Origin of the sequence: Sphingobacterium sp. B16(2022), assembly GCF_012030425.1 — a bacterium.
GTDB classification, from domain to species: Bacteria; Bacteroidota; Bacteroidia; order Sphingobacteriales; family Sphingobacteriaceae; genus Sphingobacterium; species Sphingobacterium anhuiense.
Map to the genome: position 1 here is coordinate 44,350 of NZ_JAAUVN010000005.1, position 15,365 is coordinate 59,714.

At 35.5% G+C, this 15,365-nt stretch carries 10 protein-coding genes; 6 read left to right on the forward strand and 4 right to left on the reverse strand.

The window, feature by feature from the left end; genetic code table 11:
- Positions 1–62: 62 nt before the first annotated feature.
- The 4 genes from HCX49_RS20845 (at position 63) to HCX49_RS20860 (ending at position 6,834) form a co-directional block, all read left to right on the forward strand.
- The gene (locus tag HCX49_RS20845; protein ID WP_132772002.1) at positions 63–1,646 is read left to right on the forward strand and encodes a peptide MFS transporter; all 1,584 of its coding nucleotides are present in this window, start codon (positions 63–65) and stop codon (positions 1,644–1,646) included.
- A gap of 61 nt (positions 1,647–1,707) precedes the next feature.
- The gene (locus HCX49_RS20850) at positions 1,708–3,300 is read left to right on the forward strand and encodes a peptide MFS transporter (protein WP_132772001.1); all 1,593 of its coding nucleotides are present in this window, start codon (positions 1,708–1,710) and stop codon (positions 3,298–3,300) included.
- A gap of 182 nt (positions 3,301–3,482) precedes the next feature.
- Positions 3,483–5,249, forward strand: a complete 1,767-nt coding sequence (locus tag HCX49_RS20855; protein ID WP_021189744.1) for a peptide MFS transporter — start codon at positions 3,483–3,485, stop codon at positions 5,247–5,249.
- 52 nt (positions 5,250–5,301) lie between these two features.
- Positions 5,302–6,834, forward strand: a complete 1,533-nt coding sequence (locus HCX49_RS20860) for a peptide MFS transporter (RefSeq protein ID WP_132772000.1) — start codon at positions 5,302–5,304, stop codon at positions 6,832–6,834.
- A gap of 64 nt (positions 6,835–6,898) precedes the next feature.
- Here HCX49_RS20860 and HCX49_RS20865 read toward each other — a convergent pair whose 3' ends face one another.
- Positions 6,899–7,900: an acyl-ACP desaturase gene (locus tag HCX49_RS20865; RefSeq protein ID WP_132771999.1), complete on the reverse strand. Its 1,002-nt coding sequence runs from the start codon at positions 7,898–7,900 to the stop codon at positions 6,899–6,901.
- A 182-nt stretch (positions 7,901–8,082) separates the two neighbouring features.
- Between HCX49_RS20865 and HCX49_RS20870 the strand changes: the two genes are divergently transcribed.
- Together HCX49_RS20870 and HCX49_RS20875 are read left to right on the forward strand one after the other, a co-directional pair.
- Complete coding sequence (locus tag HCX49_RS20870; RefSeq protein WP_206368643.1) at positions 8,083–9,321, forward strand: cysteine desulfurase; 1,239 nt, start codon at positions 8,083–8,085, stop codon at positions 9,319–9,321.
- Between the two features lie 16 nt (positions 9,322–9,337).
- Positions 9,338–9,757, forward strand: coding sequence for a SufE family protein (locus HCX49_RS20875; protein ID WP_168128031.1), 420 nt, complete (start codon positions 9,338–9,340; stop codon positions 9,755–9,757).
- 107 nt (positions 9,758–9,864) lie between these two features.
- Here HCX49_RS20875 and odhB read toward each other — a convergent pair whose 3' ends face one another.
- The 3 genes from odhB to HCX49_RS20890 form a co-directional block, all read right to left on the reverse strand.
- The gene (gene odhB, locus HCX49_RS20880) at positions 9,865–11,097 is read right to left on the reverse strand and encodes a 2-oxoglutarate dehydrogenase complex dihydrolipoyllysine-residue succinyltransferase (RefSeq protein WP_132771997.1); all 1,233 of its coding nucleotides are present in this window, start codon (positions 11,095–11,097) and stop codon (positions 9,865–9,867) included.
- A gap of 65 nt (positions 11,098–11,162) precedes the next feature.
- Positions 11,163–13,901, reverse strand: coding sequence for a 2-oxoglutarate dehydrogenase E1 component (locus tag HCX49_RS20885; protein WP_132771996.1), 2,739 nt, complete (start codon positions 13,899–13,901; stop codon positions 11,163–11,165).
- 172 nt (positions 13,902–14,073) lie between these two features.
- Positions 14,074–15,333: a deoxyribodipyrimidine photo-lyase gene (locus tag HCX49_RS20890; RefSeq protein ID WP_132771995.1), complete on the reverse strand. Its 1,260-nt coding sequence runs from the start codon at positions 15,331–15,333 to the stop codon at positions 14,074–14,076.
- Positions 15,334–15,365: the final 32 nt, after the last annotated feature.

The following is a 15,365-nucleotide window of genomic DNA, read 5'->3' on the forward strand; positions in this document are numbered from 1 at the left end:
TTAAATTAGTATTTTGCAACTCCTTATTTAAAGAAAAACAAATATTAAAACAAACCAAAAATATGAATCAGGTAAAAGATGATGCTCTTGCCAAGCATTTGCATCAGCTGCAAGTAGAAAACATTTTAGTAAAAGGTCATCCAGCGGGTTTATTTGTTTTATTTTTTACTGAAATGTGGGAACGTTTCAGTTATTACGGTATGCGCGCTTTGCTGACAATTTTCTTAATTAGTGAAATTTCAAGTGGGGGATGGGGATGGACGAATGCTGAAGCGATGAAGCTGTATGGTCTTTATACTGGTTTTGTGTTTTTAACTCCGCTCATCGGAGGAGTAATTGCTGATCGCCTGCTTGGATATAAAAATGCAATTTTAATTGGTGCCTTAACGATGACCATAGGTCACGCTTCCATGGCGTTGGAAGGAATAAATTCTAATTTTTTCTTTCTAGGATTAGTACTTATGATTTTAGGTAATGGAATGTTTAAACCCAATATTGCTTCGATGGTTGGAAAATTATATCCCGATTCTAGTAGTAAGAAAGATGCCGGTTACACTATTTTTTATATGGGTATCAACGGTGGTGCATTTTTGGGTATGATGTTATGCGGTTATATCGGGGAGAAAGTTGGTTGGCACTTTGGTTTTGGCTTAGCAGGTGTTTTCATGTTCTTGGGTATGTTGCAATTTTATTTTGCTCAAAAGATATTTGGAATTATAGGCGATTCGCCCCAATTGCAACAAGTTGATCAGGTAAAAGAAATAGATGATCCTAATGAGTTAAAAACACCTGCACATGTAACCCGTGACCGATTAATTGTTATCGGTATTTTTATGTTTGCGAGTATTATTTTTCATTTAGCTTTCGAGCAAGCTGGAGGATCAATGACAATTTTTGCAAAGAATTACACTCAACGTGTTCTCGAGGGAAATACTGCGATTATTTTTAAATGGGTCGATGCGGCTTTGACGGTATTTCCAATACTCGTCGTTTCCGCCGTTTTATTTGCTTTAGCAAAAAAGATCTGGTCCAAGTATCCACTTATTGTCATATGTTCGGCACTTTCATTTTTAATTATCTGGATACTTTGCGGTTGGAAATTATTTAGGGAATTCAATTCGTTGAGTTCTGAAGTTACTGTCTCTTGGTTTCCAATGCTAAACTCGTTTTTTATCATTACTTTAGCGACCTCTTTTAGTCGTATCTGGGAAAGAGTTTGGAATCCTTCGGGGCCTATAAAGCTTGCTTTAGGTTTAGCAATTGTTGGTTTAAGTTTTGCAGCGTTGGCCTATGGCAGTTTAGCTATCCCTCAAGGGGCTAAAACAGCTTCAGTGAGTATGATCTGGTTGGTATTGGCTTATTTTCTTCAGACAGTTGGAGAGCTCTGTTTATCACCAGTTGGTCTTTCTTATGTAAGTAAATTATCGCCTCAGAAAGTCATTGGTCTTCTATTTGGTATCTGGTATTGCGGAAATGCGATTGCCAATTTTATAGGAGGTTTTATAGGTTCTTACATAGATGATATTACGGCAACACACTCTATGTCTTATTTCTTTGGTATGTTTACCGTTGTTTCTTTTATATTTGCCTTAATATTGGTTTTGTGTAGTTCGGGGATTAAGAAAATGATGCACGGTATTCATTAATCCATAACTTTTTGTTAATTTGCTAAAATTTTAAACTTAGATAACCCTATTAATATATTATATGTATCAAGAAAGAGATGAAGCTCTTGTTATCCATTTGAAAAAACAAGGTGTGGACGATAAGATGGTAATTGGACATCCTGCGGGATTATTTGTCCTATTTTTTACCGAAATGTGGGAACGTTTTAGTTATTATGGCATGCGTGCTTTACTGACATTATTCTTAATCAGTTCTCTTGCTGATGAAGGATGGGGATGGAGTAATGAGGAAGCCATGAAGCTTTATGGACTTTATACTGGTTTGGTTTATTTGACACCATTAATTGGTGGAATGATAGCTGATAAGTTGACTGGATTTAAAAAAGCAATTTTAATTGGTGCATTGATTATGACCATGGGCCATTTATCTATGGCTTTTGAAGGGATAAACCAAAATTTCTTTTACGTTGGCCTTGGTTTAATGATTCTTGGTAATGGTATGTTCAAACCAAATATTTCCTCCATGGTTGGAAATCTTTATCCAGATGCTAGTGCTAAGAAAGATGCGGGATACACGATATTCTATATGGGTATTAATGCGGGATCTTTTCTTGGTATGTTACTTTGTGGTTATATTGGAGAGAAGGTTGGCTGGCACTACGGATTTGGTTTAGCTGGTGTTTTTATGTTTTTTGGAATGTTGCAATTCTACTTTGCCCAGAAGATTTTTGGTGTCATTGGTGAGTCTCCAAAAGCTACCAAAGCTTTTCATGATGAAAAGATAAAAAATCACGAAGAAGAACCTGAGGAAGTGATTCCTCCAAATGTGGTAAGGGACCGTTTGATTGTGATTGCGGTATTAATGATTGCAAGTATCGTTTTCTTCTTAGCATTTGAGCAGGCAGGAGGATCAATGTCTATTTTTGCTAAAGATTATACACAACGTGTTCTTTCGGGAAACACAGCTACTACTTTTAAATGGATAGATACCATTTTAACCATTGCACCAATGGTTATTGTTAGTGTTGTCTTGTTTGCATTAGCAAAACGTATCTATAAGCAATACCCATTAACTATTATATTTACAGGAATTTCATTTGCAGTTATCTGGTGTTTAGGTTTATGGAAAGTTTTTAGAGAATTTGGCGCTACAGAAACAGAAGTAGCTGCTTCATGGTTCCAAATCTTAAATGCTTTTTTTATCATTTCATTAGCAAATTCATTTAGTAAGTTTTGGGAAAAGGTCTGGAATCCATCAGGTCCAGTGAAATTTGCTTTAGGACTTGCTTTGGTAGGTGTCGGTTTTGCCGCTTTAGCTTACGGCGCAAGTGAAATACCTCAAGGAGCTAAGACTGCAACTGTGAGTATGATCTGGTTGATTATTGCTTATTTCTTTCACTCTACAGGAGAATTATGCTTATCGCCAGTTGGTCTATCTTATGTAAGTAAGTTATCTCCTAAGAAATTATTAGGTCTATTGTTTGGATTTTGGTTCTGTGCATCTGCAATCGCTAATTTTATAGGTGGTTACTTAGGATCATATATTGATAAAATTACTGCTGAACATTCTATGTCATACTTCTTTATGATTTTTGCCATTGTTCCAGCAGCTACAGCTTTAATTTTATTAATTCTAAACCCAGTGTTAAAGAAAATGATGCACGGTATCAATTAATCTGTGCTCATTATATAATATTTAGAAGAGGCGTTTCGGTAGAGACGTCTCTTTTTGTTTTTAAATGATGCCTTATAATAGAGATAATACAATTATTCAGTAAAAAATGCGATTGTTTTTTGTTTCTTTGTAGACTGTTAATACATTTTTTTAATACGCATAAATAGATTTAAATTATTGATATGAGTCAAGCATCTAAGGCTTCATTTTCAGGAGGGACGACTTCTGATTTTTATAAATCAAATGTTTTAGGACAACGATCGGGATTATTTGTCCTATTCTTTACCGAAATGTGGGAACGATTTTCGTTCTACGGTATGCGGGTATTGTTGATCCAGTTTTTGACTGCTGCAGTTCTAAAAGGAGGCTGGGCATGGAGTGCAGAACAAGCCGGAGCATTATACGGTACATATGCGATGATGCTGTATTTAACTCCAATTTTGGGTGGTATTATTGCCGACAAATATATTGGATCACGTAAAGCTGTAATTATTGGATCTATCATCATGACAATCGGTCATGCTTCAATGGCATTTGATACACAGATGATGTTTTTTATTGGTTTAGCATGTTTAGTGATCGGTACAGGTTTCTTTAAGCCTAATATGCCATCTATATTAGGTGAAATGTATAAAGATCTACCTGAAAAGAAAGATGGCGCTTACACGATCTTTTATATGGGGGTCAATGCAGGGGCATTTTTTGGTATGATGCTTTGTGGTTATATTGCTGAAACACAAGGATGGCACTGGGGATTTGGTTTAGCCGGAATTTTTATGCTTTTAGGGACATTACAATTTGTGTTTGCTAAACCTTTAATGGGTAATCTAGGGATATTAGGTAAAGCGAAAGACTTAAGTGCTGAAGATAAATTGTTAGAAGATGCTGACAAAAGAAATCCTTTTACTTCTCTTGATTACATCTTAATAGCTATTATCTCGATCATAGGATTTTTATATGCTTTTAATGATCCATTGTCTAAAAATGGTATTATAGATATGTTTAGTGCATTGGACTTACCATTCCTGAGAGGTCAATACCTGATGATCTTTATTGCTTTAGTTCTTTTCATCTATTTAATTGCATCTCGTATAGGACGATATGATAAAGTTGTAAGGGATAGAATGATAGCTGTGGTATTTCTAGCATTCTTTTTAATATTCTTCTTTATGAGTTTTGAGCAGGGAGCTACTTCATTGGTTATAGTTGCTCGGGATTATATCGATAGAAGTTTAACTGGTGCTGCTTTGACTACTTTTAATATTGTAAATGCGTTATTAACGATTGTTCCTTTGGGACTTATATCTTGGGTATTAATCAAGTTAGCAAAAGCGACATGGAATAAAATTGCTTTATCTAATATCATTTTGATTATTTGTTTTGTACTTATTTGGGGTGCAGCAATCTGGATGTTGAAAAATGAGTTTTCTAAAGAAGCTTCGGAGATTACTGTTTCTTGGTTCTCAACATTAAATTCCTTTTTTATTATTGCTTTAGCTTCAACGGTTTCTAAACTATGGGAGTCTAAGTATAATCCTTCTGCCGCGATGAAATATGGTTACGGTTTAATTTTAGTAGCGATTGGATTTTTGGTCATTGGTTTAGGCTCATGGGGAATTGGTGAGGGTGTTAAAATTTCCATGATTTTTCTAATTCTTACTTATTTATTCCACACTTTGGGTGAGTTATTTATCTCTCCGGTAGGTCTTTCTTATGTTTCGAAACTTGTACCAGGCCGTATGCTGGCTTTTATGTTTGGTATCTGGTATTTAGCTATTGCGATTGCGCAAAAAGTTGCCGCCGTATTAGGTGGACAAGTTGAGACTATTCAGCAGGAATACTCCTTAAGTCACTTCTTCTTTTTGTTTACTGCTATTCCAGCAGCAGCAGGTTTGTTAGTAATGGTATTTAATCCTATTATTAAAAAATTGATGCACGGCGTTAAATAATGAAATCTGATAGAGCTTCCTAAAAAGGAAGCTCTTTTTAATAATAATCGAAATGTCAAAACAAGGACAACAAACATTAGAACAGGTTCAACATTTTGAAGGAAAATATCCAAAGCAGATTTGGAGTTTATTTTTCTCGGAAATGTGGGAACGCTTTTGCTTTTACGGTATGCGGGGTATGCTGGTTTTCTTTATGATCACGCAGCTTAATTTTGCAGAAAAGGAAGCAAATTTGCAATACGGAGCGACTCAGGCTTTTGTATATGCTTTTACTTTTATCGGTGGTTTATTTGCTGATAAAATATTAGGATTTAGAAAATCCCTTTTTTGGGGTGGTACTTTGATGATTGTAGGTAGTGCATTATTAGCAACAGATCCACATCAATTTTTCTTCTTCGGATTAGCATTTATCATTATCGGGACGGGTTTTTTTAAGCCAAATATTTCAACAATGGTGGGTGAATTATATCGCTCGGATGATAATCGAAGAGATGCGGGATTTTCATTATTCTATGCTGGGATTAACTTAGGTGCATTCCTAGGTGGGTACATTTGTGTTGCAATTGGAAAGGGGTATATGCTAGCTTCAGTAATTGATGAAGCACATCGGTGGAATGTTGCTTTTGGTCTAGCTGCTATCGGTATGCTGATCAGTCTCATTAATTTTCATTTTACCAAGTTTCACTTAGGACCTATCGGTTTAAAGCCAGGACATCCAGATGCTATTGTTAAAGTTAAGGCATTACCTAAGTGGGCAGAATATGCTGTTTATCTAGCGACTTTATTATTAATACCGTTAGTGCAGGTGATGGTTTCTAAAACGGAGTATACGGATATTTTTATGTACCTAATCGGTCCATTGACATTGATATACTTGTTCTATGAAATGACAAAACTGAATAAGGTCGAAAGAAATAAATTGATTGCTGCTTTGGTCTTTATTTTATTTTCTATCATTTTTTGGGGAATTTACGAACAGAGTGGTGGTTCATTGAGCATTTTTGCAGCGAAGAATTTGAATGACTCCATGTTAGGTGGATTATTTCATTTAGATCCTAATGGCGTTAATAATTCGGGAGGAGCATTTTTCATTATTATTTTGGCTCCAATTTTTGGACTATTATGGATTTGGCTGTCAAAAAGAAAGATGGAACCGAATACCATTATTAAATTTGGTTTAGGATTTATTTTTCTAGGTTTAGGTTATTACGTATTATTTGGAACTAAATTTTTTGCGCAGGATGGAATCGCATCTTTAGATATCTTTACTTTAGCGCTTTTAGTGATCACTGTTGGTGAATTATGTTTATCGCCTATTGGTTTGTCTATTATGACTAAACTGTCGCCAGGGAAGCTGCAGGGCATTATGATGGGGATGTGGTTTTTAGCAAGTGCTTATGGTCAATATGTAGCGGGTTTAATAGGAGCTAGTATGGCTGAAGCTCGAGAAGGTGATTCTTTGGCGGATAAATTAATCACTTATACGGATAGTTATAAGCAACTGGGTGTTTATTCTTTAATAGCCGGGGTGGTTTTAATTGCTTTATCACCATTGGTGAAGAAATTAATGGGGGGAGTGAAATAATCCACTTCTCCATAATTTTGTGAAATAATAAAAAAGCTCGATAATTAATTATCGAGCTTTTTTATTATTTCTGATCGTAGATCCATTTAAACTTATATTCCGTTTCTGGAACCTTCATTCTGTCTGCTAATCTAAGTAAGCGATCTGGTAGTCTCATTAGATAATCTCTCGCTTTTTCTCCTTTTTCATTTAAACCGGTCACTTGATCGATTTTCCAATCAGCATTTAATTCTTTTAATATATCAACATAATCAATTGCTGTATAGATATTGAGACGTTGTGCTGCATCAGAAAAGTGCGCAAATGCTTCCCCTTGTGGTTCTCCAGACTCTCTTAAGAATTGAGCAGGCATAACAATTTTCTTACGCATCATATCTTCAAAAGCAATCATTACTTCACTAGGGTCAACGACTAATGCATGTGATATAAATGACATATATGCTTTTGCATGACGTGCTTCATCTGAAGCAATAACACCGCACATTTTTGCTAATAATTTATCACCGCTCTTTTTGGAGAGACCTGCGACGCGGCGGTGAGAAACATTGGTTGCTAATTCTTGGAAAGATGTGTAAATAAAGTTACGGTAAGGGTCTGCCCCGGTACCAATATCAAAACCATCTTTTATTAAATATTGTGTTGAGATCTCGAATTGACGCATATCAATTCTTCCTGATAAATATAGATACTTGTTCAGAAGGTCACCATGACGATTTTCTTCAGCAGTCCAAGCACGTACCCATCTCATCCAGCCACCTTGTTCATTTTTCTCTACATCCTCAACCATGGTTAACCACGATTCGTATGTAGGTAACGCTTCTTCTGTAATCGTATCACCAACTAATACAGCAACTAAATCATATGGAAGTTCTCTTGCACTCTCTTGTAAATCTCTAATTTCTTCAAAAAATGTATCTCTAGAAGCATCTGGTAGAAAATCTGCAGGTTGCCACATTTCGTCTACAGGCTTTAAATAATCGCTCATCTCGTTAAGCATGAACGGTTCCAAATAGCTCATAACTTCTTTTCGTGAGCCTTCGGGTAAATTTAGAGGTAATTCTTGCATATCAATACAAAGATAATTAAATAGGTTCAATATTGATTGTATTAGAAAAAAGATTATACGTTTATGTGATAAAAATCAAGTATAGAGGTGGATTAAAAAATTGGGACAAATGTATCGCTATATTTAAAAAGTAGATAGCGAAGACATTTTTTCGCTAAAATACTGTTAACTTTGCTCATATCATGGAGCAAAACAAATTGAAAGATTTCGATGTAAGTAAGATAAGAGCAGACTTTCCAATACTTAAAAGGGAAGTCAATGGAAAGCCTTTAGTTTATTTAGATAATGGAGCGACGACTCAAAAGCCGCAGTCTGTTATTGATGCAATAACTCATTATTATTCAGATATGAATAGTAATGTTCACCGAGGAGTTCATTATTTAAGTCAAATTTCCACGGACGCTTTTGAAGTGACTAGAAGGAATATTCAGTCTTTTATAAATGCTAAGCATGAGCATGAAATCATTATCACTACAGGTACTACCCATAGTATTAATATAATTGCGACTTGTTTTGGTAAAGCGAATATTGGTTCTGGTGATGAGATCATTATTTCTGCAATGGAGCATCATTCGAACATAGTTCCTTGGCAGATGATCTGTGAAGAGAAAGGTGCTATTTTAAAAGTTATTCCTATGAATGAGCAGGGGGAACTGGATATCGAAGCTTATAAAGGGTTGTTCTCTGAAAAAACTAAGATTGCTTCTTTTACTTATGTTTCAAATTCATTAGGTACGATCAATCCTATTAAAGAGATGATTGCTATAGCACATGAACATCATGTTCCTGTTTTATTAGATGCAGCTCAAGCTATTCAACATATAAAAATTGATGTACAAGATCTAGATGTCGATTTTCTTGCTTTTTCTGGACATAAAATGTATGGCCCTACGGGTATTGGAGTTTTATATGGAAAAGAGGATGCTTTGAATGCTATCCCTCCTTACCAGGGTGGGGGAGATATGATTAAAGAAGTGACTTTTGAGAAGACAACGTATAATGAATTACCATTTAAGTTTGAGGCGGGGACACCAAATATTGAAGCAGGTATTTGTTTAAATGCTGCTATCGAGTACATTAATGCTATCGGTATTGATGAGATTGCTTCTTATGAGGAAGAATTATTGACTTACGCACAAGAGCAATTGGAAACTGTACCAGGAATCCGTTTTATTGGTACAGCGGCTCACAAGAGTTCGGTAATCTCTTTTCTGATTGATGGTACTCACCCTTATGATGTTGGGGTTATTTTAGATAAGTTAGGAATTGCAGTTCGTACAGGGCATCATTGTGCACAGCCGGTTATGGACAAATTCGGTATTCCAGGTACAATAAGGGCTTCATTTGCCTTGTACAATACGAAACAAGAGGTGGATACTTTAGTTGCAGGTCTAAAGAGGGCTGCAAATATGTTAGTTTAAAAAAATATAAATAGTAATGACTATTAACGAAATACAAGATGAGTTAATTGAGGATTTTTCTTTTTTTACAGATTGGATGGAAAAATATGAATATATCATTCAATTAGGAAAGGAAGTTCCATTAATAAGTGAAGAACATAAAAAAGATGATTACATCATTAAAGGATGCCAATCGAAAGTTTGGTTATTTCCTGAAGTGAAAGATGGAAAAGTGTATTTCACTGCTGATAGTGATGCAATCATTACAAAAGGCTTGGTGAGTTTGATGGTAAAGGTTTTGTCTGGTCATACAGCAAAAGAAATTGTGGATGCTGATTTATATTTTATTAATCAGATCGGTCTTCATGAACATCTTTCGCCGACTCGTGCCAATGGATTGCTATCCATGGTGAAACAAATGAAATTGTACGCCTTGGCTTTGCAGGCGAGAGCATAAATAAATTAGAACACTATTAAGTTAAGGGTTTAAGTTTTATTAAATAAAAAAATCCCGAGGAGAATAATTCTCATCGGGATTTTCTATTTAATAGCTTTTATTTGTTATTAAACTTCTAATAACAAACGAGCAGGATCTTCTAATAACTGTTTTACACGTACTAAGAAGCTTACAGACTCACGACCATCAATCACGCGGTGATCATATGAAAGTGCGATATACATCATTGGACGGATAACGACTTGACCATTCTCTGCAACTGGACGTTGGATGATGTTGTGCATACCTAGGATAGCAGATTGTGGAGCATTGATAATCGGAGTTGACATCATTGAACCAAATACACCACCGTTCGTAATTGTAAATGTACCACCAGTCATTTCGTCGATCGTTAATTTGTTGTCACGTGCTTTTACAGCTAATGCGCCAATTCCTTTTTCGATTTCATGTAATGACATTGACTCTGCGTTTCTAAGAACAGGAACTACTAATCCTTTCGGAGCAGAAACTGCGATTGAAATATCTGCAAAATCGGAATATACTAATTCATTTTCTTCAATTCTAGCGTTTACTGCAGGCCATTCTTTTAATGCTGTTGTAACAGCCTTAGTGAAGAATGACATGAAGCCTAGACCTACACCATGCTTTTCTTTGAAGGTATCTTTGTATTTAGCACGTAGATCCATGATCGGTTGCATGTTAACTTCATTGAAAGTTGTTAACATTGCTGTTTCATTTTTAACAGAAACTAAGCGTTTCGCAATTGTTTTACGCAATGAAGTCATTTTCTCACGACGTTCGTTACGTGAACCAGCTACAGCAACTGGAGCAGTAGCCTTTGGTGCTTCTTTAGCAGGAGCAGCTGCTTTAGGAGCTACTTGTGCTTTTTCAGCATCTTCTTTTGTAATACGGCCTTCTTTACCTGTACCCTTAATAGTAGCAGGATCAATTCCTTTTTCTCTTAAAATTTTAGCGGCAGCAGGAGAAGCAGTTCCAGCAGCATAAGAATCAGGATTCTCATCAGCAACATTAGCTGTTGCAGCAGGAGTGCTAGCTTTTTCTTCAGAAACAGCAGCTGCAGGTTTTGCATCACCAGCAGGAGAACCACCTTCTTCGATAGTACATACTACAGCACCAATTTCTAAAGTATCACCTTCTTGAGCAATGATTCTTAAAATACCTGCTTTTTCTGCTGGTAATTCAAAAGTTGCTTTATCAGATTCCAATTCAGCGATGTTTTCGTCCATTTCGACGTAATCGCCATCTTGTTTCAACCATTGTGACAAGGTTACCTCAGTAATGGATTCACCTACGGTTGGTACTTTAATTTCTAAGCTCATATATAATGTTCTTTACAGACAATTGCGTCTTTTTGATAAAAGACGCAATTGGATAAAAATTGTTTTTATTCGAATGATTTATTTAAAATGCTAGCTTGTTGTGCTACGTGCTGTTTCATATAACCAGTAGCAGTACTACCGCTTTCCTTACGTGCTACAAATCCAGTGAATGCAATTTCAGTATTCATTAGTTTACGACAGTAGTAAGACCAAGCTCCCATGTTTTCGTTTTCTTCTTGAACCCAAATAAATTCTTTTGCTTTGTTGTATTTTTTACGGATAGCTTTCAATTGTTCCTCAGGAATAGGGAATAATTGTTCTAACCTCACAATTGCAATATCTTTACGTTTATCAGCTTCTTGTTTTTCTAATAAATCGAAGTATACTTTACCAGAGCAGAACAACACACGTTTTACATCTTTTGCATTTACATTTGCATCGTCAATTACCTCTTGGAAAGTGCTGGTCGTGAAATCTTTCAATGAAGAAACAACTTTGGGATGGCGCAACAACGATTTTGGAGTAAACGCTACTAATGGTTTGCGGAATTCACGAACTTGTTGACGGCGTAATAAATGGAAGTAGTTTGCAGGTGTTGTACAGTTTGCTAAGATCAAGTTTTCGTCCGCACAAAGCTCTAAGAATCTTTCGATACGAGCCGAAGAGTGCTCAGGACCTTGCCCTTCCATACCGTGAGGTAATAACATTACTAAACCATTAGAACGTTTCCATTTCGTTTCTGCAGATGATAAATACTGATCCACAATAATCTGTGCACCATTGTAGAAATCTCCAAATTGTGCTTCCCAAATTGTTAATGCATGTGGGTTTGCTGAAGCATAACCATATTCGAAACCTAATACTGCATACTCAGAAAGTAGGGAGTTGTAAATTGAGAATTTATCTCCACCATTGATATTTGCTAATGGTGTGTAAGTTTCTTCTGAATTTTCTAATGTTAATACAGCATGTCTGTGAGAGAATGTACCACGCTGTACATCTTGACCAGAAATACGTACGCGGCTTCCTTCATTTAATAATGTAGCATAAGCCATTAATTCGCCCATTGCCCAATCGTAAGAATCTTTTTCAATCATCTTTGCACGATCTTCGAATAAGCGAGAGATTTTACGGAAGAAGCTTTTATCTTTAGGAAGTGTTGTAATTTCTTTTGCTAACTGTAAGAATGTTTTATCCGATACATTGGTTTTTACAGGTTTGAAAGATTCACCTTTTTTAGCAGGACGAAGACCTTTCCAAGCGCCTGAGAACATTGGAGTTTCTTCTGTTAAGTTAACAACTTCTTTTGATTCTTCTAATTTCTCTTGTAGAATTGCTTTGAAGTCTTTTTCTATTTTTTTAGAATAAGCTTCATCTATACTACCTTCTTCGATTAATTTTTTAGCATAAACTTCCTTTGGATTCGGATGTTTTTCGATCAATTTGTACAGTAATGGTTGCGTAAACTTAGGTTCATCAGCCTCATTATGACCAAATCTTCTGTAACATAATAAATCAATGAAAACGTCAGTTTTATATTTTTGACGGTATTCCACTGCCAATTTAATGGCATATACTAAAGCTTCAGCATCATCACCATTCACGTGGAACACAGGTGAAGAAGTAATTTTTGCAACATCTGTACAGTATGTACCAGAACGGGCGTCTTTATAATTTGTTGTGAAACCAATTTGGTTGTTAATGACAATGTGGATTGTACCACCTGTTTTATAACCATCCAATTTGGACATCTGTGTTACTTCATATACAACACCTTGACCAGCGATAGCAGCATCACCATGAATAGCAATAGGAGCGATTTTAGATGAATCGCCTTCATATTTCATGTCAATTTTTGAACGAACTAAACCTTCAACAATTGGATCTACGGTTTCTAAGTGAGAAGGGTTTGGAGCTAAACTCAAATGGATTGTTTTACCATCATCTGTTTTAACATCTGTTGAATAGCCTAAGTGATATTTTACGTCACCACCAAAGTTAATTTCAGGGTCTTCGGCATAAGTTTTACCTTCAAATTCTGAAAAAACAGTTTTGTAAGGTTTACCCATGATATTTGTTAATACATTTAAACGGCCACGGTGAGCCATTCCGATTACAAATTCTTGGATACCTAATTCAGATCCTTTTTCGATAACAGCATCTAAAGCTGGAATTAAGCTTTCTGCACCTTCTAAAGAGAAACGTTTTTGACCTAAGAATTTTGTTCCTAAGAAACTTTCAAAAGCAACTGCATGGTTTAATTTGTCTAAGATTCTTTTTTTGATGTCTAAAGAATAGGTAGGCTTGTTACGATCAGCCTCCATACGATCTTGTAACCATTTAATTTTTTCCGGGTTACGGATGTATTTGAATTCTGCACCAATTGAGCGACAATAAGTATCTTCAATTAATTGTCTAATATCTTTTAATTTGGCAGGACCTAAGCCAACTTCTACACCAGCATTAAAGATTGTGCTCATGTCAGCTTCAGAAAGACCAAATGTCTCTAATTCTTTTCCAGGATAATATTTGCGACGTTCACGTACCGGATTTGTTTGCGTAAATAAATGACCACGGTCTCTGTAGCCATTAATCATGTTCAAGACATTAATCTCTTTTAAAACATGATCTGGTGTTGCATCTCCAGAAACACCAACACTTTCGCCAGCATTTTGACCAAAGTCAAAACCTTCAAAAAATTTTTGCCATCCAAAATCTACGGATTCTGGATCTTGTTTGTACGCTTGATATAAGCCGTCGATATAGCTCGAATCAGCGTTACTCAAATATGTAAGTTTGTCCATCTATTTGAAAAAATATGAATGTGTCAAAGTTAGGAATAAAAATAGAGTTTTAGGTACTGTGATTGATTATTTTAGTAACGAATTTCATTTTTAATCTTGTTTTTATCGTGAATAAAAATTTGACTCTATATGATGATTTGCGATTTAATTATTCAAATAAGCCATTTTGTTATTAACCCCAATAATCCTCTGGTTCTTGAATTCCTTTTGGATAATGTGTATTAATTAACTTTTGCCAATCTATTGGTGTATTATCTTTTTCACTTGTGCCGACCCCTGCTATATGCGACCAATTGCCATAGTTGGTTGCGGGACTGTAGTCGAATATATTTTGTTCAAACCAATATGCGCCTTTTAGCCAATTGATATTATATTCTTGCACAAGAAAGCTCGATACAATAATTCTCGCAAAGTAAGGGAGGTATCCTGTTTTTTGGAGTAAGATCATGCTTTGATTAACAAAATCATTTTCTGTTTCTCCAAATCTCCATTTATCAAAGAGTAATTGATCATTTTTACTCATTATTTGCTCTTTTTTAAATCCTTTCTCCTTAAAGAAAACATTTGGATATTTTTTTAACATGAATCTGAAATAGTCTCTCCAGAGTAACATATCTATAATTTTGTCAAAACGTTTATTTTTCTTACCGTTTTCCCTTTTCTTAATTTCATGATACAGGTTTATCGGCGATAATGAGCCCAGTGCTATAAAAGGAGATAGTAATGTATAGTCATGTTCTGACCCTCTAGGATCATCCAGTACAGCCTGCATCATTTCAAGTGCTAGATCTTCTCCACCTTCAATGAATTTGTTTTTAACAAGTCGTATTTCTTCTTTGCTATAACCTAACTCTTCCAAAGTAGGTAGAGCTGTTTTCTCGAGATGAGGGGCTGTTACAAAATTAGTAGGGTAATCTGCTGATCTTCTTACAAAACTTTCCCGCTCTATTTTCTTTTTGAATGTTGCAAATGAATTTGGAATATCACGGATTGGAAAAGGTAAATCTTCTTTATGGTAGAGGGTGTGACCGATGATATGCTTTAAATTAATTTTACTTTTCCAGAGTTCTTCTTCTACTTTTTCGGATATTGTAGTTTCTCTGTTAGCAACTTCACGATGATGATATACTTCATCGACCTCATATTTTTGTGCAATGCGAGGAATAATATCTTCAGGATAGCCGACAAAAGTAATCAGATCACTTCCTAAGGATTGTAATTTTTCTTTCAGGGCTTTAACTGTTTCTAGTTGGAAAGCAGCTCTTATAACATTTGTATTTAAGAAATCGTATTGGTTTTTAGCATAATATCTGGGATCAAAACAAAAGATAGGGATGATAAAGGAACTTTTTGAGGATGCTTCTAAAAACACTTCATTGTCATGAAGCCTCAAATCATTTCTAAACCAGATCAACGCGGCCCTTTTTTCCATACAGATATAATTTTTTTGTATTATTTTCCTCG

What these genes read in the sequence shown, in the direction of transcription:
- HCX49_RS20845 (WP_132772002.1), top strand. Translation starts at nt 63, where the DNA reads ATGAATCAGGTAAAAGATGATGCTCTTGCCAAGCATTTGCATCAGCTG.
- HCX49_RS20850 (WP_132772001.1), top strand. Translation starts at nt 1,708, where the DNA reads ATGTATCAAGAAAGAGATGAAGCTCTTGTTATCCATTTGAAAAAACAA.
- HCX49_RS20855 (WP_021189744.1), top strand. Translation starts at nt 3,483, where the DNA reads ATGAGTCAAGCATCTAAGGCTTCATTTTCAGGAGGGACGACTTCTGAT.
- HCX49_RS20860 (WP_132772000.1), top strand. Translation starts at nt 5,302, where the DNA reads ATGTCAAAACAAGGACAACAAACATTAGAACAGGTTCAACATTTTGAA.
- HCX49_RS20865 (WP_132771999.1), bottom strand. Translation starts at nt 7,900, where the DNA reads ATGCAAGAATTACCTCTAAATTTACCCGAAGGCTCACGAAAAGAAGTT.
- HCX49_RS20870 (WP_206368643.1), top strand. Translation starts at nt 8,083, where the DNA reads ATGGAGCAAAACAAATTGAAAGATTTCGATGTAAGTAAGATAAGAGCA.
- HCX49_RS20875 (WP_168128031.1), top strand. Translation starts at nt 9,338, where the DNA reads ATGACTATTAACGAAATACAAGATGAGTTAATTGAGGATTTTTCTTTT.
- odhB (WP_132771997.1), bottom strand. Translation starts at nt 11,097, where the DNA reads ATGAGCTTAGAAATTAAAGTACCAACCGTAGGTGAATCCATTACTGAG.
- HCX49_RS20885 (WP_132771996.1), bottom strand. Translation starts at nt 13,901, where the DNA reads ATGGACAAACTTACATATTTGAGTAACGCTGATTCGAGCTATATCGAC.
- HCX49_RS20890 (WP_132771995.1), bottom strand. Translation starts at nt 15,333, where the DNA reads ATGGAAAAAAGGGCCGCGTTGATCTGGTTTAGAAATGATTTGAGGCTT.